Source organism: Paenibacillus sp. FSL L8-0436 (assembly GCF_038593025.1).
Lineage (GTDB): Bacteria > Bacillota > Bacilli > Paenibacillales > Paenibacillaceae > Paenibacillus_AQ.
In genome coordinates, this window is record NZ_CP151955.1 from 5,232,088 (window position 1) to 5,258,286 (window position 26,199).

A 26,199-nucleotide genomic window follows, 5' to 3' on the forward strand; every position below is an offset into this window, starting at 1 on the left:
CTCAACCTGATTAAAGGAGCACATTTATGAGAAAAATTATGCTTGTTGTTATGGCCTTCTTGATGTTCCCCCTCTCTGCATTTGCCGCCAGTTCGCCAGGCTCCCCCTCCGCGGTTACGCTCAACATGGAGGAAGCGAAGCGGTTTGGCGATGATTTTTTTAAGCAGCAAGAGATAAAGGAGCAGCTGGCTGGAGCTGTTCTAGTCATCGTAAAGGATGGAAAAATTCTGCTGAACCAGGGCTACGGGTATGCCAATATTGCTGCCAAACAGCCGGTTGATGCGGAGAAGACATTGTTTCGCCTGGCTTCCGTATCCAAGCTGTTTACTGCCGCAGGCGTGATGCAGCTAAGCGAATCAGGCAAGGTCGACCTGGACACAGACGTGCAGAGTTATCTGCCGGGTCTGCACATTAACAACACAAGCGGATCTCCGCTTACCCTCAAACATCTAATGACCCATACTACCGGCTTCGACAACGGAGATGTCCTTGAATCCGGGACCCCTTCCACGCTGGAGAAATTCGTGAAGGAGAAGATGCCTACCATCGTCCGCAAACCGGGTGAGGTCTACCGCTATGACAACTTCGGCTTCACCCTGCAAGGTTACATCATTCAACAAGTCTCCCGGATGCCCTTTGAGAATTACATGGCCGAAAAGCTATTCAAGCCACTTGGGATGAGCAACACCAGCTTCATTTTCGATGATAAGGTGATCAAGCGGATGGCCACCCCATATGATAACCAGCTGCAGCCGACCGAGCAGACTCCCAACGACCCGGTTAGCGCTCCTGAAGGCGGCATGACTTCTACCGGGAAGGATATGGCCCAGTTCATGCTTGCGATGCTGAACAGCGGGAAGAAGGGCGAGAACCGGATTCTTCAACCAGAATCCATACAGGCCATGGAGAACAGCAGCGTAGCGATCCATCCTAAGGTTCCAGGAAACGGTTATGCCTTCGAGTCTACCTACTCGCAGGACTACAACGGATATAAAGTTGCTGAGAAGGGCGGCGATTTATCCGGCTTCCATTCTAATCTTTGGCTGCTGCCTGAGCAGAACACGGGAATCTTCCTCGCATTGAACAGCGATAAAGGCAATCTGCGCCAGCCCCTGTTCCATCAGTTCATGAGCCGTTATTTCCCTAAGGCAAGCAAGGCCCCCGCTTCCATTGAGCCTGCAGCTACCCAAGAGCAGCTGCAGCGTTTCGCAGGCTTGTACCGCCATCTGCGAACACCAGCCTTAACTTCGGAGATCACCGCAATAGACGGCGCACTGCTGGTTAAGGATGTGTTCGGAGAGCATAAGCTGCGGCAGACTGAGGAGCTGCTGTTTTATGATGAAGAAGACAAGCCGGCCGGCTTCAAGCTGGATGCCGACGGCAAGGTGCTGTACTTCTATTACAACCAGCCCGACAGCTGGCTTGAAAAGCTGCCTGAGCCCCAGCACTTCAGCGACGTGGGCTCTGATCATCCCTATGCCAAATACATCTATAATCTTGTTCAGCTGGGCGCCATTCCTGAAAGCACTGGACCCTTCCACCCGGATCGCCCAGTTACACGCGGACAATTCATTGCCCAGTTGATACCTCTTGCCGGATTTCAATCTTCGACCCGGCCCAGCGCATTCAAAGACACCAAGGGCAGCCCTTATGAGACTGCCATTCAGACCGCGCTTGATTACGGTGTCGTTCAAGGACTGCCGGGCAGTTATTTCGGCCCCGACCTGCCTCTGACACGTGAACAGGCTGCAACTTTTGTCTGGAGGATTGCCCATATTGGTCTAGGAGCCGCCCCGGTGAAGGCTGCTGTGCAGAAGCCCTTCTCGGACTGGGCCGCCGAGGGTGTCCAGTATGTAGTTGGCCGCGGCCTTTATGGTCCTGACGCAGAATTGTCAGACGGGAAAGTAAATTACAGGGCACAGGATCCAATGCTGAATCAGGAGGCCGCAGCTTTAATCTACCGGCTGCTGCAAAACCTGCTGTAACAACAAGGCAGCCGAACAGGCGATTCGAGACGAATCGCCTGTTTTATCATATACTTTTAAGAAAAGAGTGATAAAGGATTGTGAACCATGTTCAGCTTTCTTCAACGCCCCCGTGTCAGCCGGATGATCATCTACATCTTTATGGGACTTGTAGTGCTCGCCACAACCTATATACAGATTCAATTATTCACCAATCCCTACTCAGGCATCAGCGTGCAACCGGATTCCAGCGGCGGATGGATGATCTCCAGAATCGATAGGGACAGCCCCGGTTCGAGAACAAACCTCAAACCAGGTGATCATATTCTCGCTTTCGATGGGGAGCCGGAACCGGAAGTATTTATCGTTGACAGAAGGCGATTGCTTACTGGAACCCATAGTCTGAAGGTTGAAAGCAAGGAAGGGCAGCCGTATACCCTTCAGCTTAAAGCTGGCAGTAAAGACAAACTGGAGAATGGCTTTGCCTTCGTCATGGAAATCTTTTTGGTGGGTGTAGGCACTTATGCCCTGTGCAGGAATCCTGAATCGATGCTGATCCGCAGATTTCTGCTGATGAATCTGTTGTTTGCATTCGTCATAGTGGCGCTGTTCTCGGATGAGCTTATGCTCTCCGGCTACCTGTTCACTTTCTGTGCAATCTGGATGCCTTATGCGATAATTTCCTTCTATCTGCTGTTTGCCTTCCGTCCTATTTATTCAAAATTCCGTGCCTTACTGCGGGGTTATCAGGTCTACTCGCTGATGTTCTCGGTCTTTGCTGTAGGCTTTATGCTGCAGCGTCATGTATATGACTGGGTAACCAATGTTCTGAATGTAGCCTTGCTTGCCACACTGCTGCTGATGGCTGCCATAACGGTCTGGCACTGGAGCAAATTCGACCGGATTGAGAAGAATCAGCTCTACATTCTGTTTACAGGAATAACCGTAAGTCTGCTTCCTTATGTATGGCTGTATGCCCTGCCCTATCTGTTATGGGACCGGTACTGGATCACGGCAGAATATGCATTGGTCGGTCTGGTGCCGATTTCTGCAACGTTCACTTATCTGCTCGTCCAGCGTCAGGTTCTGGATATGAGATTCTATATTCCCAGATTGGCCGCGCACAGCCTGTACTTCAGCCTGACGCTAGTGCTATTTCTATTGACAACCGTCTGGGGTTCGATAGGATACGCGGTGTTATTGTTCATTCTGCTGGCGCTGCTGACCGGCGGCTATCGTCTGCTGCTGCGGCGGCTGCAGCATGGGGAAAAGCGCAAAAAAGACTGGCTGGAGCAACAGAAGCTGCTTCTCTCGCTACAGCTGGCCGGAAACAAGAATATCCGCGATATCCTCAAGCTGTTTGCTGAGCTTCTGCAGGATATGATTGAAGTAGAAGGTCTTACACTGGTATATTACGATGACAGTTCCCTGCCGCTTGTACATAACACAGGGATTTACGAGGGTAAAGGGACGAAGGGTCCAGCTCCGTTATGGGGCACCCCTGAACCTGAATGGTCCGCCGGCAGCGAATACGCTGCCGTATTCGAGCTGGTGCATGAACTGGAGGAGCAGCGGCTGGGCTACCTGTGCCTTGGACCGAAGCGCAATCAGACCTTGTTCTCTGCCGAAGAACAGCGGATCATCCAGAAATTCCGCAGCGAAGCCGTTCAGATGCTTATGAACGCCCGCCATCTGCTCCGCTTGAGGCGCGAATATGAGGACAATCAAAAGCAGATTGACCATTACGAGCGCCAGGTGCATGATTTCCGCAGCTATAGCCAGGGCTTGCTGGAGGCCAGAGAAGCGGAGAAGGTCCGCATCTCTTATTTCCTGCATGATGACTTGCTGCAGAACCTGATCTTCTTGTCCAAGGATCTGGAGGAGCTGCATGATACCGGGAGATACCAGCAGGAGCGCAATGCGAAATGGCTCAAATGTCTGGCTGATTCTCAGCGCAGCATCCGGGCGCTCAGCGATCATTTATATCCGCATATTCTGGATAAAGGCAATCTGCAGGAAGCACTGCACTGGCTGCTGCAAGACATGAACCGCCTGGAGGAGCTTAACGTGACCCTGCTGTTTGAAGCTCCATTGCCGGACGCCTTCCCTGTCTATATCAAGGCGAATCTCTTCCGGGCAGCCCGCGAGCTGGTCGTCACGTTTTCGAGCATGCGAGGGCTTCCGAACTGAAGGTCCGTGTCTGGATAGACGGTGACAGCATCTATTGCAGTGTGTCCGACAACGGCATAGGCTTCAACGGAAATATTGCCATTACAGCCCCTGCCGACAGCCGCCCCCGCTTCGGACTGCTGTCGATCCGGGAACAGATGGAGCATCTGGGTGGAACGGCTCTGATTGACTCTGTACCGGAACAGGGAACTTCCGTCACTCTCAAAATACCTCTCTATAAGGAGCAGTCTTCTCATGAATGACAATATAACTCTGTATATTCTTGATGATCACCCCCTTGTGCTGGACGGGCTTAAGAGCCGTCTGGACGAGGAGCCCGGCCTTGAAGTTCTGCGCACCTTCACAGATCCGGTAGAATTCCTCGCAGAGACGGCGCTGCTGCGCCCGGATGTAGTGCTGATGGATATCTCGCTGCCACAGATGGACGGCTTCCAGGTAGCCCGGCTGTTGAAGGAGAACTACGGCAATGAGCTGAAGATTATTCTGTTATCCGGCTATACCTACGAAGAGTTCTACTACAAAGCGTACCGAATCGGCGTTCATGCCTACCTCTCCAAACAAAGCTCATACAGCATCATTATCAACGCGATCAAACAAAGTGTGCTGGGCAATATTCTGGTCCCTGAGCATCTTCGGGCTTCCGCTTCTCCAGACGCGCTAACAACAACCGAACGACAAGTGCTGCGCTGGCTGGCGAAGGAGAAATCCAACAAGGAAATTGCCACAGAGCTGGCTTTAAGCCAGCGGACTGTCGAATACCATCTGGCCGCAATCAATCAGAAGCTGGGGGTGAAGACAAGAATCGGGGCTGTGGTGAAGGGGTTTGAGTGTGGCCTATTAACTTTTTGGGATGAGGATTGAGGAAAAAGGAATACAGGCCTTCAGTGGATATCCCGCAAAAAAAAGGTTATCCTTATCCCCCAGTTGGGCTATGGATAACCTTCATGTATATTTACTGCTTTGTCAGCTTGCGGGTTGTTGTTTGTCTCTGGTTCTCGGGTTCTTCCATTGCTTCAAGTTTATTTAATCTTGAATTGCTCAAGCAAGTTTTGCAGTTCCTGAACCATGGAACTTAATGATTTAGCGGAGTGTGAAACCTCTTCCATGGAAGCCTGCTGTTGTTCACTGGCCGCGGCAACATTCTGGGTGGCATCTGATGCTTCTCCTGAAATACGGGCAAGTTCTTCCATAGTAGCGCTAATTTCCTGGGAGCCGGCAGACATTTGCTCAGAGACTGCAGATACCTCCTGAATTTGGTTAACCATTTGTTGAATTTCCACTACAATTCCGTTAAAGGCTTCCCCCGCGTGTTCCACGAGCACAGTGCTGGAATTGACCGCTTTCGTTCCCACTTCAACCGATTGTACCGCGGCTTGGGTCTCCCCTTGTATTTCTTCAATAATCTCCCGGACCTTCCCGGCAGAATCTTTGGTTTGTTCGGATAACTTACGAATTTCCGCAGCAACTACAGCAAATCCCTTACCATGTTCACCAGCGCGTGCTGCTTCAATCCCGGCATTCAGGGACAGCAGATTGGTTTGTGTACTTATTCCGCTAATCACATTGATTATATTGCCTATATCAATGGAACGTTCTCTGAGCTGCTCCATATGCGAAGCCGTGACCGAGACCGAACGATTGGCTTCGTTCATATCACGAACTGCCTGCTGAATGATCTTATTCCCCTCAGCCGCCTGCTGTGAGGTGTTTTGTGAAGCATCATGCAAAATGGATGAAGACTCAGAAATCCGTTGGATGCCGATGGCCAGCTCCTCAAGCGACCTGGCGCTTTCTTGTGTTCCCACAAGCTGCGTCTCGGCACCAGCAGCCACTTCTTGAATGGTATTGGCTATATCCTCAGCCACTATACTTGTCTGGTCTGCACTCGCCGTCAACTCTTCAGCTGTAGAGGCAACATGCAAGGAATGTTCGGTGACTTTACCCATCATTTTATTCAGAAGGTCACTTGTATAATTTAAATTTTCTGCCATCTTGCCAAATTCATCTTTCGTTTTCACCTCAATGGAATAGGTAAAGTCACCTTGAGCCAGGTGCTCGGCCATTGCATTAACACGTAAAGTATGCGCTGTCAAGTTGCGGGCGTAGAGTAGAATAACCACTACAATCAGAGCCATACCAATGATTAGAAAGATCAAAGTTTGCAGCAACAGAGCATTCAACTTTTCTTTAAGTTCTTGATCCGGCAAGGCTACAGCGACGATCCAGTCTGTCTGCTCCAGCTTTGAGAAATGCACATGGATGAGTCCTTCTGAGGAAGTGTAGGTTGCAGCGCCCTTTCCATTTTTCAAAATAGTTTTCGCTAAAGTGGACACGACGGGGTCCTGCTCCTCCTGAAGTTTTACCTTCATGATTTTATCCGTCTCGGGTCCTGCTAAATAAGTACCGTCTTTATCAAGCATAAACGCCCATCCGCTATCACCTACATTTGTCTCTGAGATGATATTTTGCACAGTATCCAAATTGATGTCTCCGGTGGCTACTGCAATGAAACGTTCTTGATCATCATACACAGGAACTGATGCGGTAACCATGGTTGACTTGGTTTTTTCATCATAGAATGGGGCTGTATATTGTATCTCTTTTTGATTGGCTGCAATTTTATACCATGCTTGCGCTGGATAATTGTAGCTGGGATCACTATAGTCATGTGTAACGGTAATTTGATTCTGATCGCGAAAGGCATAGGAAGAAACAAACTTTGTATCATCCTGATATACATTAGGTTCAAAATAAATGCCTACGCCGAAGGTATCTTTGTTGATAACCAGTGAGTTTTTGAGAGCCGCATCATAATCCTCCAGGCTCAGCTTACTGTAATGACCTTGAATAGATTTCGCTAACGTTTCCGGCACTCTACCGTGAGAGGTTATCCGGTTCTGAATGCTTTGATTGGTATTTGCCAGTTGCTCCTTCATGCTGTTCTCCGTCTGTTCAAGCAATAAACCATGGGATTTAAAGATAACAGCAGAAGATACTCCAATAACAATTACAAGTAAAAGCGGCATAATGAGAAGTAGTGTTTTTGCTTTAATGCTTCTAAGTTGCATTTCTAACAGCCTCATTTCCTGAATAAATAAACAATATATCGTATATATCGGCATTATTCGACATTTTTTTCAGTGGTAATTGTTGACATTTTCCGGATATTAGAGGCATAAGATTCACCATTGAGCAACAAATTACTGCCTAGTGTAAGCAAGTCTGAGCTTGTGGCACAACAAACAAGCCCGACCTCCCGGGCTTGTTTGTTGTGTATGATAGCATATGTGTCCTTTTCTCTGCACAGAAAATCGGCTTCATCATTGCTGTAGATAGCAGCCGGTCTATCTGGCCGTCAATATTTCGCACAACGCGCCGTAGAGCGAATGCTCCAGATCCATGGAAGCAAGGGCGGTGAGGGCCGCTGCCGTCGTGTCTGACTTGAATTATTATTTTATTAATTTCGCAGGCCCAGTCATTAGACACGCTTAATTCATTTCATTATATCGTTCGACTGCCTTGCTTAGCAGATAATTGAAATTCTCAGATGTACCATCCGTAGTGTGCAGGAACTGGCCGTTCAGGTCAGAATCGGATACAGGTTCCTTCTTATTGATGCGTTCAATGATTTTTGAAGCGGCCGCTTTTGCCTCAGTGGCTGAATCAACATAGTTCCCGATACTGAAGCTGTTAATCCCTTCTTTTTGAATTCGTCCCTTGTCTTTAGAGAGTGTCATGAGCGCACTAAGATCTGCGGTCATGATATCGTATTTGGCTTTAAACTTCGTCATATCAAGCTGCAGCACATTGTGGGCGGTGATTCCCTGTTCATCCATTTCAATGGCCGTAGCCTCGGCATCTATTATGAACTTCAAGGCATTATACCTGATCTGCTGGTCTGCATCCTTGAGTTTTTGCAGTTCAGCCAGACGCTGCTCGTTACCCAATTTTTGCAAAGCCGTGAAGTATTGGTTGGCGACAGTCTCGTAAGCGAGATTGGCGCTTACCAGCTTGGTATGCAGCTGTTTTCCTTTTGCGAAATCATCATCCACGTAGCCTCTTGTATCATAGTAGGCTTTCATATCGTCCAGGACGGTCAACAAATCATTGATGACCGGTGTCAGTTTGATCACTAGGGGGTCTGCGTTCGCAAAAGCAGGTTGGTTTGCGGTATAGCCGTTCGCTTTATCAACAACTTCCCGCTCAGTTTCGGCAACGCCGAGCATGATGAAGCTGAAGTTCTTCTCGATTACAGGCTGTATATCAACTCCGAACTTCTCAAAATAATGAACCAGAACCTCATTGATTCTACCTGTCATCAAGTTATTCAGCATCACATACGCATTGTATTTCTCGATTTCTTTGCTCTCGCCGGACGTAACACCTGCAGGCGCTTGATCCACCGGGGATGTAATGCCAGAACAAGCGGATAACATTGCACCTAACATGATAATGGCAATAACGAATGATAGCTTTCTCAAAATAGTAATTCCTCCGACTGAGTAATTTAAAGTACTTTTCTTTTGTAAGATGTCTGAATAGGAGAGAGAACAACTGGTCTCTTCTGTTCGATTAAATTCCCTCCTCGCCGCATATCAATGTTAATTGTGAAAAACATCTATTCAATTTTAAAATTATTTGGTGAATAGGTCTTGAGACTTGAGTAGCAAAATCTTTAAAATTTCTTTGTTGACACTGTCCGTGCTCCAGCGGAATGGTGCCATCCGCCTGATCCAGTGTGCGTGCCGTACCTCCCAAGTCCTGCGGCGGAGTGGAGCTTGAAATGAGCAGGCATCGGCCGCTGCTTAAGAACTTTTTGTTCCATGGTCAACTTCTTTTCTGGTTATAGGCGAGAGAGGGCTATTCCTTCACGGCGCCGATCATAACCCCTTGATTAAAGTACTTCTGCACAAACGGATACACACACATAATTGGAACGGTGGCCACGATGATCACGGAATAGCGCATCATATTAGCCAAACGCAGTGCGATTTGGGCAGCTTCGCCTGTTCCCATGCCCGACTGCATCTGATTAGTGATCAGAATGTTGCGGAGAATCAGCTGCAGCGGATGCAGGTTCGGGTTTTTCAAATAAATCAGCGCATTAAAATATGAATTCCAGTAGCCGACAGCAATCCATAATCCCAGCACCGCAATGATAGCTTTGGAGAGCGGCAGAACCACTTGGGCAAAATAACGCAGGTTCCCGCAGCCGTCGATCTGCGCTGCTTCCCACAAATCTCCGGGAATGCTGGTCTGGAAAAAGGTACGTGCAACGATAATGTTATAAACGCCTACTGAAAAAGGCAGTACCATGACCAGGAAGGTATCGTACATATGAAAATCGCGGATCGTCAGGAAGGTCGGAATCAGACCGCCGTTAAAAAACATTGTAAAGATGAAGAAGAGCGACAGGAACTTTCGTCCGGCAAGATCCTTCCGGGACAATGCATAAGCCGCCGAGATATTGACCACAAGCCCAATGGCTGTTCCCACCACCGTGTAGAGGACTGTATTCCGGTACCCGATCCAAATATTTTCATGCCGCAGCAGCTCTTTGTAGCCGTCAAAGGTGAATCCTTTGGGGAACAGCCACACCTGTCCGCCCGCCACTGCAGAAGGATCACTGAACGAAGCGATAATAATAAAATACAGCGGGTACATCAGGATGATCAGAAAGACCACCACAATGGCATACATTACATATTCCATAACCGTGTCCGAGGAACGGTTGTTTTTTATTTTCCCCATGTTCTCCTTCACTACAGGTTCCAAGACTCCCATGTCTAAGTTCCTCCTTTCTACCACAAGCTGTTTTCGCTGAGTTTTTTGGAAATCTGATTGACGATAATGAGCAAGATAAAGTTAATGACCGTGTTGAACAGGTTGACCGCCGAGGAAAAGCTGTATTGGCTGCTGAGCAGACCAATTTTGTAGACATACGTTGAAAGAATTTCGCTTGAAGTGGCATTCAGATCGTTCTGCATGAGATAGACCTTTTCAAAACCAACCCCCAACAGCCCTCCGACGCGCAGAATCAGCAGTGTAACCGCTGTCGGCATCAGCATCGGAATATCAATATAGCGGACTTTATGCCAGCGGCTTGCTCCGTCTACGGTAGCCGCCTCGTACAGACTGGGGTCCACCGCAGACAACGCGGCGATAAAGATAATACTGTCCCAGCCCACATGCTGCCACACATCCGACCAGACATAGACACTGCTGAACAGGCTGGAGGAGCCCATCAGATCAGGGGCTTCTTTGCCAAACAAACTGTACAGATTACCGACAAGCCCGGTGCTTGGGGACAGCAGTATCATCATCAGCCCAACCATAACCACAGTTGAAATAAAATGCGGCATATAGGACACGGTCTGGAAAAAACGTCTAAACCGGTTTGGCCGCATCTGATTGACCATCAGTGCCAGCAGAATCGGGATCGGAAACGTAAGCAGGCTGTACAAGCTGATGATCAATGTATTCTTAATCGTCGATGAAAACTGATAGGAATTAAAAAACTTCTCAAAATATTTGAATCCCGCCCATGGACTGTCACTTATACCCATCGCCGGACTATAATCCTTAAAAGCAATGAGCACCCCATACATCGGTTTGTAGGCGAATAATAATGTAAGCACCACAGCGGGAAGCAGTAACAGGTACAGTCCCCAATCTCGTTTCATTTGTCCGAATGCCCGTGCCGGACTGGCTTGATTGGATTTCATGAAATCCCCCCTAAAATTTTGGGCTCGCTTCTGCCGGTGAATATCCTCCAGCGCTTTTTTGCTGAGCCATGAATATAATGCGCCCCGCGCTAGTGAGCTGCGCAGGGCGGATTCGTGAAGACAAAAAAATTATTTTACGCTCATATAACGTTCGTAAGCTTCAGTACGGATCTTGATCAGCTTCTCAAGTCCCATGTCGTTCAGCTTCTTCACATATGCATCCCAGCCATCATCAATTCCGCCCTTGCTGATAAATTGGGCCCGCATGGTGTTCACATAGGTATCAATATCGGTGGTCAAGGTAGGCAGCTCCTGGAATTCTTCCGCAGTGTACATTACGTTAGGGAAAGGCGTTGTTACGTATTCGCTGCCCAGCTTATCGAGCTGCAGCTTCAAGCCGTCGCCGCTTTCGCTGCTCAGCACGATGTTCTTTTCAAAAGACGGGCTTACATATTTCGGCCCGAAATCACGCAGCGATTGATCCCAGTACCAGGCATCAGCGCTGGTTCCGGCTGGCGGGTCCATGAGCGTATAGGTGCCATCATCGTTCTTCTGGATCACAGTGCCGATAGCTCCCCAGAAATTCTGAATGCTTGCTTCATTGGTATAGAACTGGTCGGCCCAGCGGGCAGCGATTTCCGGTGTTTTGCAGGAAGAGGTGATCAGCAGCTCGTTGCGGGCCAGATTCATCCCGATTGGATTACCGATCGTATAACGTTTGCCATCCGGTCCGGCAATCGGCGGAATGGTTTCATATTGATCTCCCCATTTGCCAAATACGGCATCGGGAGTCCATTGGTATGAGAAACCCACCACCGGAGCATCCGGGTTCTGGAATTTGGCTGATCTCATGGTATCATCTTGCGTAAACAGCTCTTTATCCAGCAAACCTTCGTTATACAGTTTATTTTCCCACTTGAGGCCTTCCTTGTACTCTTCCGAAGTAGGGTAGTATTCTGCTTTACCGTCCTTGACCAGCATGTTGTTGGTATTCAGATCGGTAATCCCGAAAGGACTGATGAGGTCATTGCTCACTTCAATATAAGGTATTTCATCCGCCTTGCCATTTCCGTTCGGATCCTGCTCTTTGAATGCTTTCAATACATTGTATAAATCATCAAGGGTATCCGGCACTTCGAGACCCAGTTTGTCGAGCCAGGTTTTGTTGATTACAGGCTGGCGTGAGCTCTTTGGACGCGAAGGCAGTCTTGTGGCCAGAGAGTAGATTTTCCCGTCGGGGAAAGTGCTGATTTTCTTCATATCCGGCGTTTCTTCCATTGCCGCTTTCAGGTTAGGCATATACTGATCAATATAATCATCCAGCGGACGGAAGTAGCTTAAGTTGTTGACGATGTCGGAATCGGAGAAGGTCTGATCCCCCAGTACCACATCCGGAAGGGTGCCGCTTGCTAACATAATGGACTTTTGCTCGGCCCAGTCGTTGGATGACATCACCTGCCAGTCAATCTTCACATTGGTGTTCTTCTCCAAATCCTTAAGCCACTGGTTCTGGGTAAACGTATCGCCCATGCTGCCCCAGCGGACAGTCAGAATCTTCAGGGTCACCGGCTCGCTTACAATCGGCAGACCCTCTTTATTGAACCCGCCCGTTTCGGTCGCCGCGGTATTGTTCTCCTTGTTATTTCCGCCACAGCCGGCAAGTCCCATGACCATTACGGCTGCCAGAAGACCGGTCATCCATTTCTTTGCCGATGATTTCTTGCTCTGTTCACCCATTTCATAATCCCCCATTTCGATATAGACATCCTCTTTGCAGTTCTAATCATATCTGCTTGCCGCTTTGCATTCCGGACACTTTGGGCCTCTTATTCGGACTTCTGCATCCGCTTACAAAATATTGAAGCTGCAAATTCATCCGCAGCCTCTTTTTAATAACAGATTCCAGACTTTTGTTTGTGTTTTCCGGACTTTGCGCCGAAACGGCAGTTTGTTCTTATGTTTTTTTCAACTAAAGGTTTTATAATGATTTTGTTACTTATAAAAACGCATTCATAGAAATGGCTGCGCAGGAAAGGATACTGGATTTGGGAACTATGGCCAATACAACTTCAGGTAAAGCAGCAACCAAACTGTACCCTGTTCGTCATTATGTGAAAGTTATGCTTCTGATTTCATTCTCTGTGCTTGTTCTGGATTTGGCAATCAGCATCGCTTCTATTTTTATCGTCAAGCAGCAGTCCACAAGGTATTTGCAGGATACCGCTGACCTCTATATCAACCGGATCAATCATGATTTTGCTTACATTAATCACTATATGGGCTGGACTCTGGCCAATGATGAAAGCCTTAACACGATGAATACTTACCGGGTCAACAGCATCGAGTTCTTAAAAGCAAATGAAAACCTGCATAAACGGTTCACCGAGCTGCAGAAAAACTATGGACTGGAGTATAACTTCTTCTACTATTTAAAGAATCAGTCCTACTTTCTGAATTGCGCTCCGATCAGTGTGACCTATACCGACTACCGGGAGCTTAAGAAACAGATCATTTCCTATATAGATGATAAAGAGCTGTACGAGAAGTTTTATTCCAAATGGACGCCTGTCCTCGTAAACGGCAAATATTATGTGATCAACATTGTCCCTTATTATAACCGCTATCTCATCGGTCTCATCTCGGCGGATCATCTGATCCGCCCGTTGCGCCAGATCAATCTGGGGGCCAACGGTTATGCATCCCTGGTGGATGAGAGCGGCATCAGCCTTACCAGCCCGGTCTCCAACAGCGGCAAGGTGCTTCAGAACAATGATGGCATTTTCAATCAGCTGCAGCCCCGTACCACGATCAGCAGTGAGTTCACGAGTACAACGTTTAGCGCCGAGATGGTCATTAAATTCGGAGCCTTTGAGAAAATCATGATCGCCCAGCTGCTCATTATGCTGCTGTTCTTCATAGTTACCTCAACGATCTGTGTCGTTATGCTCTTTTTCAAGCGGAGGGTACTTGGTCCTCTCCAAAGCTTCTCCGAGAATCTGGCACGCATTAATGAAGACGGACAGCCGGCGGATCTGATTAGCAGCAAGCTTATTGAGCTGGAGCAGGCAAATGACCAGTTCAAAGACCTGGTGGAGCAGATCAAAACATTTAAAATTTCCATGTATGAGCAGGAACTGGAGAAACAGCAAATCCAGCTGGACTATATGAAGCAGCAGATTAAACCGCATTTTTTCCTTAACTGCCTGACCAGCATTTACAGCATGGCACAAATTCAAATGTATCAGGAGATCGAGGATATGGCGATGTCGACCTCCAAGTATTTCCGCTATTTGTTCCAGAACGGCGAGAATTTTGTTCCGCTGGAGAATGAACTTGAGCATGTGCGGATGTACCTGGAAATTCAGCGTCAACGTTACCGGGATGCCTTTATCTATCATATCGAGCTGGCTGAACAGGCTGGCGGCGTGATGATTCCTCCGCTCGTGCTGCAAACCTTCATTGAGAACTCCATTAAATATGCGATTTCCAGAGATTCGGAAGTGCAGATTAAGCTTACCGTCAGACGTTGCGTGAACGAGGAAGACACCGAGCTGACCATAATCCAAATTTCTGACACCGGACCGGGCTTTCCGCCGGAGGTTCTGGAGAAACTTCATTCCGGATTGCCGCTGGATCAGACGAAAGGCACACATATCGGCATCATGAACACCCTTAAGCGCCTGGAATACCTTTATGCTAAAAAAGCGGCCGTCAGCTTCTCCAATTTGCCGGAAGGCGGCGCTGTTATCACCTTGACCCTGCCGGATCAGCCGGATCTATCATCAGGAATGGAGAGAAGCTTATGAATATATTACTTGTGGATGATGACTATTACGTAATTGCCGCCTTGCAGAAGAAAATAGATTGGAAGATGCTGAATATCGAAACTGTGTATACGGCCAATAACGTGGCGCAAGCGCGGGAAATTCTGGAGAAGCATTCGGTGCAAATTCTGATATCAGACATCGAAATGCCGCAGGGGAGCGGACTGGAGCTTCTGGCGTGGATTCGTGAGCAGAATTACAGTATTCAAGCCATCCTGCTTACCAATTATGCTGATTTCAATTATGCTCAGAAGGCCATCGAATTGCAGAGCTTTGAGTATTTTCTCAAGCCGATCGAATTTGACAAGCTGATGCTGATCATTCAAAAAGCTGTCGTGCGGGCAGCGGAGCAGCAAAGCAATGAGCAGGCGATTCGGGGCGGTTACTTCTGGCAAAAGAATCAAGCGAAAAATCTTGAGCATTTCTGGCGCAAGCTGGTTAGCAGCAGCACCTCCTTCCCGCTTAAACCGGGGGACATCGCCCATGCAATTGAAGAACAGAACCTGTCCTATCAAATGGATGATCTCCTGCAGCCCATATTGTTCAACGTATTTCCCCACAATGGGAGCATGGGCAAAGAAGAGAAAGGCCTGTTTGATTTTGCGCTGCTGAATGTGCTGTACGAACTGCTGAACCATCCGGGCTTCTCCATAGAAAGCATCCTGGAAGTTAAAGACTATAACTGGACCGCCATATTAAAATGGAACGACCCGCCGGAGGACGCCGGGGTGCTCAGAGCGTTCAGTGCCTCTTTTATCCAAAAAGCCAATCCCTACTTAAAATGCGATGTCTGCTGCAATATCGGCCTGCCTGGCACACTAAATAAGGTCGGGACAATTCTCAAACAACTGCTGAATATGGATGAAGAGCTGACCAAATGCCGCAACCAGACCTTCTCCGTGGAAGAGTACTCCCGGCAAAATAAACCTGTCTACCTTCCGCCGGATCTGGCACATCTGGAGGAACTGCTCAATCAGAACAAGCTTGCCGCTTTTCTTGGAGAATCCATCTCGCATCTGAACCATATGCTGAGCAACAAAGCTATCGACACCTCTGTCCTGGGCTTGTTCCGGCTGGATATTGTGCAGCTTGTGTATTCCTTCTTGAAGCTGAAGGGGATACAGGCGCATAAATTGTATTCCGGCAAAACCAATGATCAGCTGCTGATGCATTCGCTGAGCTCCATTGAGGATATGGAGGAATATCTGAAGTATCTGGTCAACACCGCCATGGAATACCGCGACTTTGCCGCACAGCCCACTTCCATTGCCGAAGAGATCAAGGAGCATATCCATAAGCATTACGGGGATGATCTGACGCGCAATGACTTGGCGGAAATCGTCTATCTCAATCCGGATTATCTGGCCCGGCTGTTCAAGAGAGAGACCGGCGTCTCCCTCGGCAGTTATGTCATTCAAGTCCGGATCGCAGCCGCCAAGCACCTGCTGGAAACGACCAATATGTCCGTCTATACCATTGCCAATAAAACAGGGTACAACAACTACTCCTATTTCTCCAAGCTGTTCAAACAAGAGGTCGGCCTCTCACCCAACGAGTATAAAAAGGAACAGCAGGCGCCGCCAGCACTGCATAATTACAAAGTATAGGCGAAGCGGGGGTGTCTATTGTTTAAGCGGGAATTGTTTCTGGTTTCTTTTAAAAAAACAAAAAAAATCGCCCTTTTAGTAAAATGGAGGTACCACCCAACCACTTCAATAAGGAGCGATTTATTCTGGCGGGACTGCATCACTCACAATTATTTGCTACTGAAGGCAAACATGATCTCCGCCTGGCAGACCAGTTCTCCGTCGACGGTGGCGGTTCCGTTGCCTTTGACAATCTGTCCCTTCACCCGGGTAACTTCGAATTCGAGCCGCAATTGGTCCCCCGGCTTTACTTGACGTTTGAAACGGCAATTGTCGATGCCCGTCAACAGTCCAATTCTATTGCTGTCTTCCTCTGAACTGGACATGGCGATGCCACTGGTCTGTGCCAAGGCCTCAACGATGAGCACCCCCGGCATAACCGGGTACTCGGGAAAATGTCCCGTGAAGAACGGCTCACTAACCGTCACATTTTTAATCGCTACCGCTCGTTTCCCCTCTTCAAGCTCGATGACTCTATCGACCAATAGAAATGGATATCGGTGCGGGATTAGCTCCTTGATTCTATTAATATCAAACATAGAACGACTCCTTCCGGTTCAAATCATTACCATTTTACCACATTATAAAAAAGAGGAAGCAGCGAGTTAAACTCTCACTGCTTCCCATTTTTATAAAAGTTATAGGCTGAAGCTCAGCTCTACCAGATGAAAATATCTTTATCCAGCAATCTCAACACAGCTTCAATGAAGAAATAGTCTCCGTAAATAATCGGAATTTCTTTGATTTCACTGTGATATGCTGCCGTACCACCGCTGACAATCGAATCCTCCTCAGGATTCCAATTGCAGTATTTACGCTCGGTCGCCTGCAGAATCTTGATAGCGGAGCGGATATACAGCGGTTTCTCGTATTCGCTGATATGCCCGGCAATCTCAAGCAGACCGCAAGCCGCACATACCCCGGCAGTAGTGTCGTAACATACCGGTTCCTCCGGAGCACGGAAATCCACGAGCGGGATGTAGCCGGTCTCTGCAACATTTGCGATAAAATAATGGGCTACCTGCTTTGCTGCATCGAGATATTCCGTTTTTCCAGTGTGTTTATAGCTCAGAGCCATCCCGTAGACCGCCCATGCCTGGCCTCTGCTCCACGAAGAACCGCTGTCAAACCCCTGACCTCCGGGATTATCGATAAACTCCCCGTTCTCGGGGTCCAACATGACAATATGATTCGAAGAACCGTCACCACGGATTGTTGTCTTCAGCACAGTGTCCGCATGATGGATGGCAACCGCTTTAAATCTGGGATCATTAACTTCCTTGGAGGCCCAATAGAGCAGCGGGATATTCATCATGCAGTCAATAATAATCCAGCCTGTACAATCATTCCCGGAATGAGAATTCCAGGCACGGATAAATTGTCCCAGCGGGTTGTAACGGCCAGCCAGCAGCGACGCGGCGTGCAATCCGCGGATTTTCGACTTTTCATTCCCGGTGATCCGGTAGTTCGCCACGGCGGAATGAAGCCACATGAAACCTACATCATGATGCAATCCCTCGAAGCCTTCCAGCGCCTCGTCCAGCCGGGCTTCCACGCCTTCCGCAGTGGTCCGGTAAAGCTCTTCTCCGGTGGCATGGTACATTTGCCATAACATTCCCGGCCAGAAGCCGTTGGTCCACCAGTAAATGTCCTGCTTGCCCCTATCTATATATTTGCCGTTCTCGGCTTCGAATGGAATGTCTGTGCCGATTCTTTCACATTCCACAGCCATTTTTTTGCGGATATTTCCCCATATTCCCTCCAGCCATTGCCGGTCATCGGTTGTCAAATGATATTCCATCTTCTGATCCTCTCCCTATTTCTTAGTAGGTATTCTTGCTGCTCTTAAGAGAGCGGACGTTATCCTCCGGACAACTCAAAGCGCAGTGACAGCTTCATGTTCTGCTCCGTGCGGATCACCGCAAAATCAAGGGCATAAAAGGTTATCAGGCATCCACGATGAGCTTTATGCTGCAATTCCTGGATTTCCGGGGCCAGCAGCTTATTGTCAAAGACAATCCTTAACGCAGCTTGATCCGAAGACAGGATGACTGCATCTTCTTCAACCCGCGGCTTCAGCGGGGTAATGAATCTCTCCGTAACAGATTCCGGCGGAGAGGTAAACTGATAGCTGTCCTCCAGCATAAGCACGGGCTGACTTGTTTTGGTCCATGTGAACCGGCGTTTCAGCCGCAGCAAACTGTTATCCTCATAGACCTGGGCCAGGTCAAGCGAGAAGGTTTCCGTCAGCTCCCCGCTCTCCATCTGAACATCGGCTGCCCGGTGCTGCCCGCCCGGCGACTGGGCCATTCCGTTGATAATAGGAACAGAGTGTCCGAAACTTGCATTGCACAGAATATTGTAGCGTTCCGGGCCGAAATATCCGCTGGTATATTGCCCGGACCCCATATCTGCCAACAGTGTCGTCCCCTCGGCAAAAAGGATGAAATTGCCGACATCGTTATGATTATGCGGCTCATCGTTGTGCCCGCCCTTGGCGGCAAATACAAACCGCCGTCCCTGCGATTCATGCCGGGAAATTAGCCACTGCGCTTCCGGCAGGTAGTAGGAAGCCGGCCTCCAGGGCTGTCCCTCCGTTTCCCCATGCTGCCAGATCAGATTGCGTAATGACGAAGCCCAGCGGTAGCAATGATCCTCCATGTAAGCGGCCTCATAACTGCGCGACGGTATGTCAACCTCTTCAAACCGGGCATGCAGATAGTGGGACAAGCCCATAAACACGCCTGCTACTGTCCGGGTATCGGAGAAGCTCACGGTATGGCACCCATCAAGAAATGCTTTTTGCTGAAACATGGAAATTTGCCGGATTTTAGGTTCTGCCAGCAAATCGAGTGCTCCATCAGTCCGGGTCTTCAGCAGATCCGCAAAATAAACATAAAATCCGAATCCGTATTGCCAATAACCATACCCCTCCGTACACGCGCCGTCAGCAGGATAGCCTGACAGAAAGCTGTCCATTGCGGGAAGTACACGGGCCAGCACGACCGCCGTATCCTCAGCATTGTCCAGGATATACAATGCTGCGGCTCCGACAGAACCTGCGCAGACGGCCGCCCAATTATGCTTGGATTCTTCCCAAAAAAAGCTGCGCTCGGTGAATGGAATCAGCACACGGTGAAGCACCTCGGAGATGACCCGTTTACGCACTAATTGCGGCAGATTATCCCCGTGCAGATGCAGTAATTCTGCAAGTGCAAAAGCGGTTTCAGCCGAGAATAGATCTATTGTGGCTGCCGGAACCTCCTTGCCCGCTGCAATTGAAGCTTCGGGAAGCGCGGGATCATTCTCCGCCTCACCGGCGAGATGTGCCGGAACGCACCAGGTATACTCGTCGCAGACTGCCCATAAGGTATCGCACAGCGCATCACGGAGCACTGGGTTATCCGGCTCCAGCCATGCCAGCAGCCCAAAGGTTCTCAGCCGGTTTCTCCTATTGAAGTAGGCCGTCTCATACTCCATCCGGGTGCCTCTTTCGAAATAAATCCGAAATAATGTGTAAGAAAGCTCTGGAATCGTTGTCGCCAGCAGCGCTTCAGCCTCCGCCCGGATCTCTGCCAGCATGGGCTGCAATGCCGGCGAACCGAGCATCTTCTGCCTCAGCGTCTCCGGATAATCAGCCAGATACAGCTTGGACGATTCCGTGCACAGCAGCATTTCTCTTATTTCCTTGATTTCGAGCATTATTAACCCTCCTGATCAGTCCATCCCTTCATATCAACCAACCGAATACTGTTTGCCGTATTGAGTTATTTCTCCTCCTAGTTTACCTTTATAGTAATGCAAGTTCTTTGCGATTAATGTTTGATTTCTTGCGAATATTGCTATATGTGGAGGCCGTTAAACCTATGAAACATTCCCAGTATTATGAGAAAATTGCCGCGCCCTTGTTGGCGGGAATCGGAAATTCACCCTTATCGCCTACAAAAGATTTTCACATTCATGACCATTATGAAATTTTTCTCTTTCTGAACGGAACAGTGAACGGCTTCGTGGACCAGTATTGCTATCCGCTGCAAAGAGGGTCTGTGCTGGTATTCAATAATCAAGAAATCCATAAAATCATTAATTTGTCACCGGGACCCTATGAGCGGGTAACCATCCATTTCAAAGCAGAGCTGGTGTACCCCTTCTGTACCGCGGAGACGAATCTCCTGGCCTGCTTCCAGAACCATCAACCGGGCAAGCAGAACATTTCCCATATGGACGAACCTCAATTGAATGAATATATGCGGCTGGCTTCCCGGCTGATTGATGCGTTAAACCACCCGCAGTATGGCAGCGATGTGCTCTCCCTGACCTATCTTGTGCAGTTGCTGGTATTCATCAATGGTCTCTACAACAAGTCACATTCCCCGGTTCCCAGCATTATTTCCGCCTTGATCGAATCGGCAATCCATTATATCGACAACCATTTGCATACCGGCCTTTCGCTGGAGCAGGTTTCCAGTGAGCTGGCCGTTGATAAATACTATTTAAGCCACCTGTTCAAACAACAAACCGGGGGCACCCTTTACCGCTATGTACTGCTAAAAAAAATAGCTTTGGCCAAGCAGCTGCTGGCTGGAGGAAAATCAGTATCCGAGACCTGCTACCTGACAGGTTTTAATGATTATGCCAATTTCATCCGCACCTTTAAGAATATTGCCGGAGTTTCTCCCGGAAAATATAGCAAAAGCACCTGAGAAACCGGCCCACTAGCCGGTGTCTTTGCAGCAGCGGAGCAAGTCCACTTCACCATACATCTCGCACCTTGCTTGACAAAGTTTCGATCAATACTTAAAACTAATATATCTTGATAAACTAGATAATTGTTAAAGAATCTTCTCGTTTATCCAACATACTTATCTGAAAGGGTGCGGAACAATGTCATTAGTCGTTTTATACGCTACAAAATCAGGAGCCACAGAGCAATGTGCCAAAATCCTATCGGAAGAGCTTTCTCACTGTACGCTTTGCAATATTGATTCCGGGAAACCAAACCTAGAGGAATTTGATAGTGTTATTCTTGGAGCTGGAGTAAGAGACGGAAAGCTGTATAAACCGATCCGCGATTTCATCAAAAAAAATCAAACTGAACTGCTGAAAAAGCGTGTGGGTTACTACATTTGCAACGAAAAGCCAAAAAAAACAGAAGAAATCATCGAGACGAATTTTCCTGAGGAACTAAAAAAAGCAGCGGTCTGCTTTGAATCCTTTGGCGGTTATAAGGCCTATGCTCTGTAACCATTCCCATATAAACCTTTTTATGTTATGTTGGATATATATGGGAGGTGATCAATGCTGCAAGCCTAACTTATGCTTCTGTGAGTACCCTTCAGTTGAATTCTCCATTTCTTTCGGCAGTGCTGGCTTCCGAAGCAAGTTCAATATCCATTTGAGGAGGAACTATGAATGAAATCCGGCAAATTATTTTCGTTCCGCAGCATTAGTCTAGTGGCTCTGGCTTGCGTCCTCATCCTCTCCCTCTCACTCCCTCAGAAGCAGGCAGCAGCGGCAGGCACATCAGTCAAAGGATTTTATGTAAGCGGTTCCAATTTGTACGATGCAACCAATAGCCCTTTCGTAATGAGAGGCATTAACCATGCACATACCTGGTACAAAAACGACCTGGAAACGGCCATTCCGGCCATAGCGGCCACCGGCTCCAATGTCGTTCGCATCGTGCTTTCGAACGGAAGCAAATGGTCCCTCGACAGTGTGGCAGATGTCCAGCATATTCTGGCGCTGTGCGATGAGTACAAGCTGACCGCTATGCTTGAAGTGCATGATGCCACAGGTTCAGACAACGTCTCTGATCTGAACGCTGCCGTAAATTACTGGATTAGCATAAAGGATGCGCTGATCGGCAAGGAAGACCGGGTCATCGTCAACATTGCCAACGAATGGTTTGGTTCCTGGAGTACGGCTACCTGGGCCAGCGGCTATCAATCCGCCATTCCTGCCCTCCGGGCCGCGGGAATCAGAAATACGCTGGTCGTAGATTCCGCCGGTTGGGGACAATATCCAGGTTCGATTTTCAACAGCGGCAATGCAGTGTTTAGCTCCGATCCGCTCAAAAATACGATTTTCTCCATTCATATGTATGAGTATGCCGGTGGCACAGCCACAACAGTCAAAAGCAATATCGACAGTGTTCTGGCCCTCGGTCTGCCGGTTATTATTGGAGAATTTGGGTACAAGCACACCAGCGGCGATGTTGATGAAGCGACGATCATGAGCTATTCGCAGCAAATAGGAGTAGGCTGGCTGGCCTGGTCCTGGTACGGTAATGGCGGCGGTGTCGAATATCTGGATTTGGCCAGCGGTCCGGCAGGCACGCTCTCGGAATGGGGAAATACCGTTGTGAACAGTGTGTACGGCACACAGGCAACCTCTGTTCTGAACAAAATCTATACAACGCCCGGTTATGTACCTGTTCCCGACAATGGAACCACTCCAACTCCAACTCCAGCCCCAACAACGCCGTCACCAACAGCAACCGTCGCACCTACACCCACCCCAACTGCAACCCCCACAGGACTTGCCCTCTACTACCGGGCTGCGGATACGAACATCAATGACAACCAGATCAAACCCCATTTCAATATCAAGAACAATGGGCCATCCGCAGTCAGCTTAAGTGACTTACAAATACGTTATTACTTCACCAAGGATGGGGCACAATCGCTGAATACCGTTATTGATTGGGCGCAAATCGGTGCAGCCAACATCACTACCGCATTCGGCAACTTCAGCGGCACTTCCGCTGATTCCTATGTGGAGCTCACCTTTGGTTCAAACGCAGGCAGTCTTCCTGCCGGGGGACAGACCGGAGATATCCAGCTGCGCCTGCATAAAAGCGACTGGAGTAATTTCAACGAAGCCAATGACTACTCCTTTGACCCAAGCAAAGTGGATTTCAGCACATGGGATCATGTTACCCTGCACAAGAACGGCATCCTCATATCCGGCATTCGGCCTTAAAATGTGACTTTCTATCCCCATTACTGAAGTAATCCTATAGCGGTGGCCCATTTGGCCTTTACCTGTAAGACGGGCGGGGTCCGAAGGATCGCCGCTTTTCTATTGTTAGTTGGACTGCAAACTTATTAAAGACTTATTATTCCTGCCGAATTTCATCAGCGGCTGATTTCAAATAGGCTATTAGATCAGCTACCTTATTCGCGACAGCTAATTCCGCCTGCGAAAGTCCAATTATATTAATCGTGCATGCTTCTGTTAGAGATTCACATGTATTATCGATCACGGTAAGCACATTTTGACGCAACTCGGAGCCTGCCGACTTCACGATTGGCTCTCGAACCAATTGATAGCCGCCCCGAACCGGATTGGCATAATGCCCCCCGCCATTACGCACAAGATCGCGTATTGCCCCTGTATACATACCAGTAGTAAAATTCGCACCGTTGGAAGAATGCCGTTCAACATAACTTCGCATTTCTTCAATGCCATGTATCGCACCATCTTGAAGCAATTGTTTAATATAATATCTGATTTCCTCAGCGTTTGAGCTAAATTGTTCTCCACTCATTCTGATCAGCTCCTACTCTTTATAAATTGCACAATCCTATATTCGCTTTAAGTATACAAGTAAAAAAGTATGCATACAACCAAAAAAACTTCTGAACTTTAGAAGTTGCAATAAAAAGTAAAGATTAAACTTACATTCTATAGTTCTCTATAAAAAATAAACCTTGATTTCTCAAGGTTTTCACACGTAGGTCGGGGATAAAGTGATTATAATTCTTAAAGCTTGTAGCGTTCGTAGTAGTCTTCTGCTTGAATCTCAAGTGTTGCATAATCTGTAATCCCATTTTTCTTAAAGAAGTTGTCATATGCTAATTCGTCTGTAAATCTGTTTTTTGTTTTGAATTTAAAATAGCTGAAAATTTCCTCACATGATCCAGTAAGTTCTTCCCCATACTTGCGGTTCCTATTGTAGCTTTTGAGGCCTTCTATTATCTGTGTAGCCTCATTCCGGTTAAACGGCTTTCCTGTGAGATACATCTGTATCTTGGACACCGCTGTTGTGCCAGCCTGACTTCCATCGTATTTCATAATGAACAGCACCTCTCCTACCTTCGTATATTTTGCTTTCCTTCTAGCATTCAGAAGCTTCTTAATACTAACCCACAAAGAACTAACTGTCAAGATGTTTAGAAGTTCCAATGTTTAAGTCAACAAACATTAATAGAATGATCATCCGAAGTACAAATATCCCAATCTATGGAGCTTTATGTAAATAAATATCCTCATTGCACCGATAAATACATATGTTGGATATTCAAGCAATTACATTAATATTGCCCAGAAGGAGGCTGCCCATGGAACACACCGTGACTTACGGTCAGATCGAGATCATGCCCTATAACTTTGTACGTCTTCATGAACTGAAAATTACCAAAACCGTCAATGAGCATGCCCGCATGATCTGCACCGGAATCATCTCCGAGAACAATCGGGAACTGTACATACGAGCCTCCGATGATAAAACTCAGGTCAAAGCCTTTATTACCGATCAGAACGGCAAGCGCCATCCACTATTTCGGGGTCTCGCCCTGAATGTTGAAGAGAAAGTGGTGAATGGTGTTCATTACCTCAATGTTGAAGCCATCTCCCATACTTATGAACTGGATATTAAGCGCCACAAACGCTCTTTCCAGAATCCCAGACTTACATACACAGGCCTTATTGAGAGCATTATGTCCGCTTATCCGCATGCCGAGACCATGGATGTTGCCAGCGGCAAGCAGCCGATTGGCACCTTTATCATGCAATATGATGAGACCGATTGGAGTTTCCTCAAACGTATGGCTTCTCACTTTTACTCCCCGCTCATTCCTGCAGTCGGCTATGGGGTGCCCAAGTTCTATTTCGGTTTGCCCATGGGCTTGAGCAAGGGAGAGATCCAATCGCCCAACTTCAAAGTGAGCAAGCGGATCGGTGCTTATCAGACTGCTACTGACAATCATATTCCCGGGGTGAGAGATGCGGACTTTATCCAATATGAGTTGGTAACGGATAAACTGCTTGAGCCCGGATATGAGGTCAAGTTTCAAGGACGTCTCCTGCTGGTGGCCGAGGTAGTGTCGGAAATGCAAGAAGGAGTGCTTGTCCATACATGCAAGCTGTCACCGCGCAGTGGACTGCGGCCTATTAAAGACTACAACCGTTCTATCATCGGCGCTTCGATTCAGGGACAAGTGCTCAGCGTTCGTGGAGACAAAATCCGCGCCTCACTTGATATGGATGACCAGCAGGATCCGAATACCGATTACTGGTTCCCCTACTCAACCATCTACGCCTCAGCAGACAACACCGGCTGGTACTGTATGCCGGAAGAAGGCGATCATATCCGCATCTATTTTCCCGGTTACAAAGAGGAAGAAGGGTATGCCATCAGCTCGGTAAAAAGAGAAGTGCCTCCTACCGAGCACGCTTCTGCTGCATCCGTTACTGCTGCTCAATCTTCTGAAGCCAAATCATCTTCGTCCCTGACGGCAGCCGCACCTGCACCAGACCGCATGGCAGATCCGGCGATCAAAACGCTGCGCACCAAATACGGTAAAGAAATTATGCTGGCCCCGGATCAAATCGTCATTTCCGGCAGCGGCATGTCCATCGTTATCAACGATAAGACCGGAATTGATATTGTCAGCAGTAAAAATGTGAATATTAGCGCCACCACCGACCTGGTCATGAAATCGGGCAGCATCTATATGTCTGCATCCAAAATCGAGCTGTCCGGGAAAGGCAACACCATTACACTGGATGACAAAACACTTTTTTCCGGTACGGAAATTAAAATGAACTAACAGGAGCGACAGGC

At 48.1% G+C, this 26,199-nt stretch carries 20 protein-coding genes; 10 read left to right on the top strand and 10 right to left on the bottom strand.

The genetic code is table 11. The features are described from left to right. Positions 1–26: 26 nt before the first annotated feature. The 4 genes from NSS79_RS24125 (at position 27) to NSS79_RS24140 (ending at position 5,015) form a co-directional block, all read left to right on the top strand. On the top strand, positions 27–1,985 hold the full coding sequence (locus NSS79_RS24125) for a serine hydrolase (RefSeq protein ID WP_342436433.1): 1,959 nt from the start codon (positions 27–29) through the stop codon (positions 1,983–1,985). 87 nt (positions 1,986–2,072) lie between these two features. Continuing rightward, complete coding sequence (locus NSS79_RS24130) at positions 2,073–4,154, top strand: hypothetical protein (protein WP_342436434.1); 2,082 nt, start codon at positions 2,073–2,075, stop codon at positions 4,152–4,154. A gap of 29 nt (positions 4,155–4,183) precedes the next feature. Then, entirely contained in the window at positions 4,184–4,396 is a 213-nt protein-coding gene (locus NSS79_RS24135) for an ATP-binding protein (RefSeq protein ID WP_342440427.1), read from the top strand. After that, positions 4,389–5,015, top strand: coding sequence for a response regulator transcription factor (locus NSS79_RS24140; RefSeq protein ID WP_342436435.1), 627 nt, complete (start codon positions 4,389–4,391; stop codon positions 5,013–5,015). The genes NSS79_RS24135 and NSS79_RS24140 overlap by 8 nt, the downstream gene beginning before the upstream one ends. Positions 5,016–5,173: 158 nt before the next feature. On the opposite strand, the gene NSS79_RS24145 is transcribed toward NSS79_RS24140, so the two are convergent. The 5 genes from NSS79_RS24145 to NSS79_RS24165 form a co-directional block, all read right to left on the bottom strand. Continuing rightward, on the bottom strand, positions 5,174–7,222 hold the full coding sequence (locus NSS79_RS24145) for a methyl-accepting chemotaxis protein (RefSeq protein WP_342436436.1): 2,049 nt from the start codon (positions 7,220–7,222) through the stop codon (positions 5,174–5,176). 420 nt (positions 7,223–7,642) lie between these two features. Continuing rightward, a complete protein-coding gene (locus tag NSS79_RS24150; protein WP_342436437.1) occupies positions 7,643–8,635 on the bottom strand; it encodes a YiiG family protein in 993 nt (330 codons plus the stop codon). 379 nt (positions 8,636–9,014) lie between these two features. Then, positions 9,015–9,938: a carbohydrate ABC transporter permease gene (locus NSS79_RS24155; RefSeq protein ID WP_342436438.1), complete on the bottom strand. Its 924-nt coding sequence runs from the start codon at positions 9,936–9,938 to the stop codon at positions 9,015–9,017. 17 nt (positions 9,939–9,955) lie between these two features. After that, on the bottom strand, positions 9,956–10,879 hold the full coding sequence (locus NSS79_RS24160) for an ABC transporter permease subunit (RefSeq protein WP_342436439.1): 924 nt from the start codon (positions 10,877–10,879) through the stop codon (positions 9,956–9,958). 129 nt (positions 10,880–11,008) lie between these two features. Then, the gene (locus NSS79_RS24165) at positions 11,009–12,616 is read right to left on the bottom strand and encodes an extracellular solute-binding protein (protein ID WP_342440428.1); all 1,608 of its coding nucleotides are present in this window, start codon (positions 12,614–12,616) and stop codon (positions 11,009–11,011) included. A 317-nt stretch (positions 12,617–12,933) separates the two neighbouring features. Here NSS79_RS24165 and NSS79_RS24170 point away from each other — a divergent pair, with 317 nt between their 5' ends. Together NSS79_RS24170 and NSS79_RS24175 are read left to right on the top strand one after the other, a co-directional pair. Beyond that, the gene (locus tag NSS79_RS24170) at positions 12,934–14,685 is read left to right on the top strand and encodes a histidine kinase (RefSeq protein ID WP_342436440.1); all 1,752 of its coding nucleotides are present in this window, start codon (positions 12,934–12,936) and stop codon (positions 14,683–14,685) included. Then, positions 14,682–16,310: a helix-turn-helix domain-containing protein gene (locus NSS79_RS24175; protein ID WP_342436441.1), complete on the top strand. Its 1,629-nt coding sequence runs from the start codon at positions 14,682–14,684 to the stop codon at positions 16,308–16,310. The genes NSS79_RS24170 and NSS79_RS24175 overlap by 4 nt, the downstream gene beginning before the upstream one ends. A 149-nt stretch (positions 16,311–16,459) precedes the next feature. Here NSS79_RS24175 and fabZ read toward each other — a convergent pair whose 3' ends face one another. From fabZ to NSS79_RS24190, 3 genes are all read right to left on the bottom strand, one after another. Beyond that, complete coding sequence (gene fabZ / locus NSS79_RS24180; protein WP_342436442.1) at positions 16,460–16,888, bottom strand: 3-hydroxyacyl-ACP dehydratase FabZ; 429 nt, start codon at positions 16,886–16,888, stop codon at positions 16,460–16,462. Between the two features lie 119 nt (positions 16,889–17,007). Further along, positions 17,008–18,150: a glycoside hydrolase family 88 protein gene (locus tag NSS79_RS24185; protein WP_342436443.1), complete on the bottom strand. Its 1,143-nt coding sequence runs from the start codon at positions 18,148–18,150 to the stop codon at positions 17,008–17,010. A gap of 59 nt (positions 18,151–18,209) precedes the next feature. After that, positions 18,210–20,051 (bottom strand): heparinase II/III family protein, encoded by a 1,842-nt coding sequence (locus NSS79_RS24190; RefSeq protein ID WP_342436444.1) that lies wholly within the window; start codon positions 20,049–20,051, stop codon positions 18,210–18,212. A 164-nt stretch (positions 20,052–20,215) separates the two neighbouring features. On the opposite strand from NSS79_RS24190, the gene NSS79_RS24195 reads away from it, so the two are divergent. The 3 genes from NSS79_RS24195 (at position 20,216) to NSS79_RS24205 (ending at position 23,333) form a co-directional block, all read left to right on the top strand. Further along, positions 20,216–21,052, top strand: coding sequence for an AraC family transcriptional regulator (locus tag NSS79_RS24195; protein WP_342436445.1), 837 nt, complete (start codon positions 20,216–20,218; stop codon positions 21,050–21,052). Positions 21,053–21,233: 181 nt separating this feature from the next. After that, positions 21,234–21,593 (top strand): flavodoxin domain-containing protein, encoded by a 360-nt coding sequence (locus NSS79_RS24200; RefSeq protein ID WP_342436446.1) that lies wholly within the window; start codon positions 21,234–21,236, stop codon positions 21,591–21,593. A 168-nt stretch (positions 21,594–21,761) separates the two neighbouring features. Then, positions 21,762–23,333, top strand: a complete 1,572-nt coding sequence (locus NSS79_RS24205) for a cellulase family glycosylhydrolase (RefSeq protein ID WP_342436447.1) — start codon at positions 21,762–21,764, stop codon at positions 23,331–23,333. Positions 23,334–23,469: 136 nt separating this feature from the next. Here NSS79_RS24205 and NSS79_RS24210 read toward each other — a convergent pair whose 3' ends face one another. Next, positions 23,470–23,901: a hypothetical protein gene (locus tag NSS79_RS24210; RefSeq protein WP_342436448.1), complete on the bottom strand. Its 432-nt coding sequence runs from the start codon at positions 23,899–23,901 to the stop codon at positions 23,470–23,472. Between the two features lie 215 nt (positions 23,902–24,116). Continuing rightward, a complete protein-coding gene (locus tag NSS79_RS24215) occupies positions 24,117–24,428 on the bottom strand; it encodes a hypothetical protein (protein WP_038595125.1) in 312 nt (103 codons plus the stop codon). 266 nt (positions 24,429–24,694) lie between these two features. Between NSS79_RS24215 and NSS79_RS24220 the strand changes: the two genes are divergently transcribed. After that, a complete protein-coding gene (locus NSS79_RS24220; RefSeq protein ID WP_342436449.1) occupies positions 24,695–26,185 on the top strand; it encodes a hypothetical protein in 1,491 nt (496 codons plus the stop codon). Positions 26,186–26,199: the final 14 nt, after the last annotated feature.

Bases quoted from the DNA above. Each gene is read 5' to 3' on its own strand.
- NSS79_RS24125 (WP_342436433.1), top strand. From the start codon at position 27: ATGAGAAAAATTATGCTTGTTGTTATGGCCTTCTTGATGTTCCCCCTC.
- NSS79_RS24130 (WP_342436434.1), top strand. From the start codon at position 2,073: ATGTTCAGCTTTCTTCAACGCCCCCGTGTCAGCCGGATGATCATCTAC.
- NSS79_RS24140 (WP_342436435.1), top strand. From the start codon at position 4,389: ATGAATGACAATATAACTCTGTATATTCTTGATGATCACCCCCTTGTG.
- NSS79_RS24145 (WP_342436436.1), bottom strand. From the start codon at position 7,222: ATGCAACTTAGAAGCATTAAAGCAAAAACACTACTTCTCATTATGCCG.
- NSS79_RS24155 (WP_342436438.1), bottom strand. From the start codon at position 9,938: ATGGGAGTCTTGGAACCTGTAGTGAAGGAGAACATGGGGAAAATAAAA.
- NSS79_RS24160 (WP_342436439.1), bottom strand. From the start codon at position 10,879: ATGAAATCCAATCAAGCCAGTCCGGCACGGGCATTCGGACAAATGAAA.
- NSS79_RS24165 (WP_342440428.1), bottom strand. From the start codon at position 12,616: ATGGGTGAACAGAGCAAGAAATCATCGGCAAAGAAATGGATGACCGGT.
- NSS79_RS24170 (WP_342436440.1), top strand. From the start codon at position 12,934: ATGGCCAATACAACTTCAGGTAAAGCAGCAACCAAACTGTACCCTGTT.
- NSS79_RS24175 (WP_342436441.1), top strand. From the start codon at position 14,682: ATGAATATATTACTTGTGGATGATGACTATTACGTAATTGCCGCCTTG.
- fabZ (WP_342436442.1), bottom strand. From the start codon at position 16,888: ATGTTTGATATTAATAGAATCAAGGAGCTAATCCCGCACCGATATCCA.
- NSS79_RS24185 (WP_342436443.1), bottom strand. From the start codon at position 18,150: ATGGAATATCATTTGACAACCGATGACCGGCAATGGCTGGAGGGAATA.
- NSS79_RS24190 (WP_342436444.1), bottom strand. From the start codon at position 20,051: ATGCTCGAAATCAAGGAAATAAGAGAAATGCTGCTGTGCACGGAATCG.
- NSS79_RS24195 (WP_342436445.1), top strand. From the start codon at position 20,216: ATGAAACATTCCCAGTATTATGAGAAAATTGCCGCGCCCTTGTTGGCG.
- NSS79_RS24200 (WP_342436446.1), top strand. From the start codon at position 21,234: ATGTCATTAGTCGTTTTATACGCTACAAAATCAGGAGCCACAGAGCAA.
- NSS79_RS24205 (WP_342436447.1), top strand. From the start codon at position 21,762: ATGAAATCCGGCAAATTATTTTCGTTCCGCAGCATTAGTCTAGTGGCT.
- NSS79_RS24210 (WP_342436448.1), bottom strand. From the start codon at position 23,901: ATGAGTGGAGAACAATTTAGCTCAAACGCTGAGGAAATCAGATATTAT.
- NSS79_RS24215 (WP_038595125.1), bottom strand. From the start codon at position 24,428: ATGAAATACGATGGAAGTCAGGCTGGCACAACAGCGGTGTCCAAGATA.
- NSS79_RS24220 (WP_342436449.1), top strand. From the start codon at position 24,695: ATGGAACACACCGTGACTTACGGTCAGATCGAGATCATGCCCTATAAC.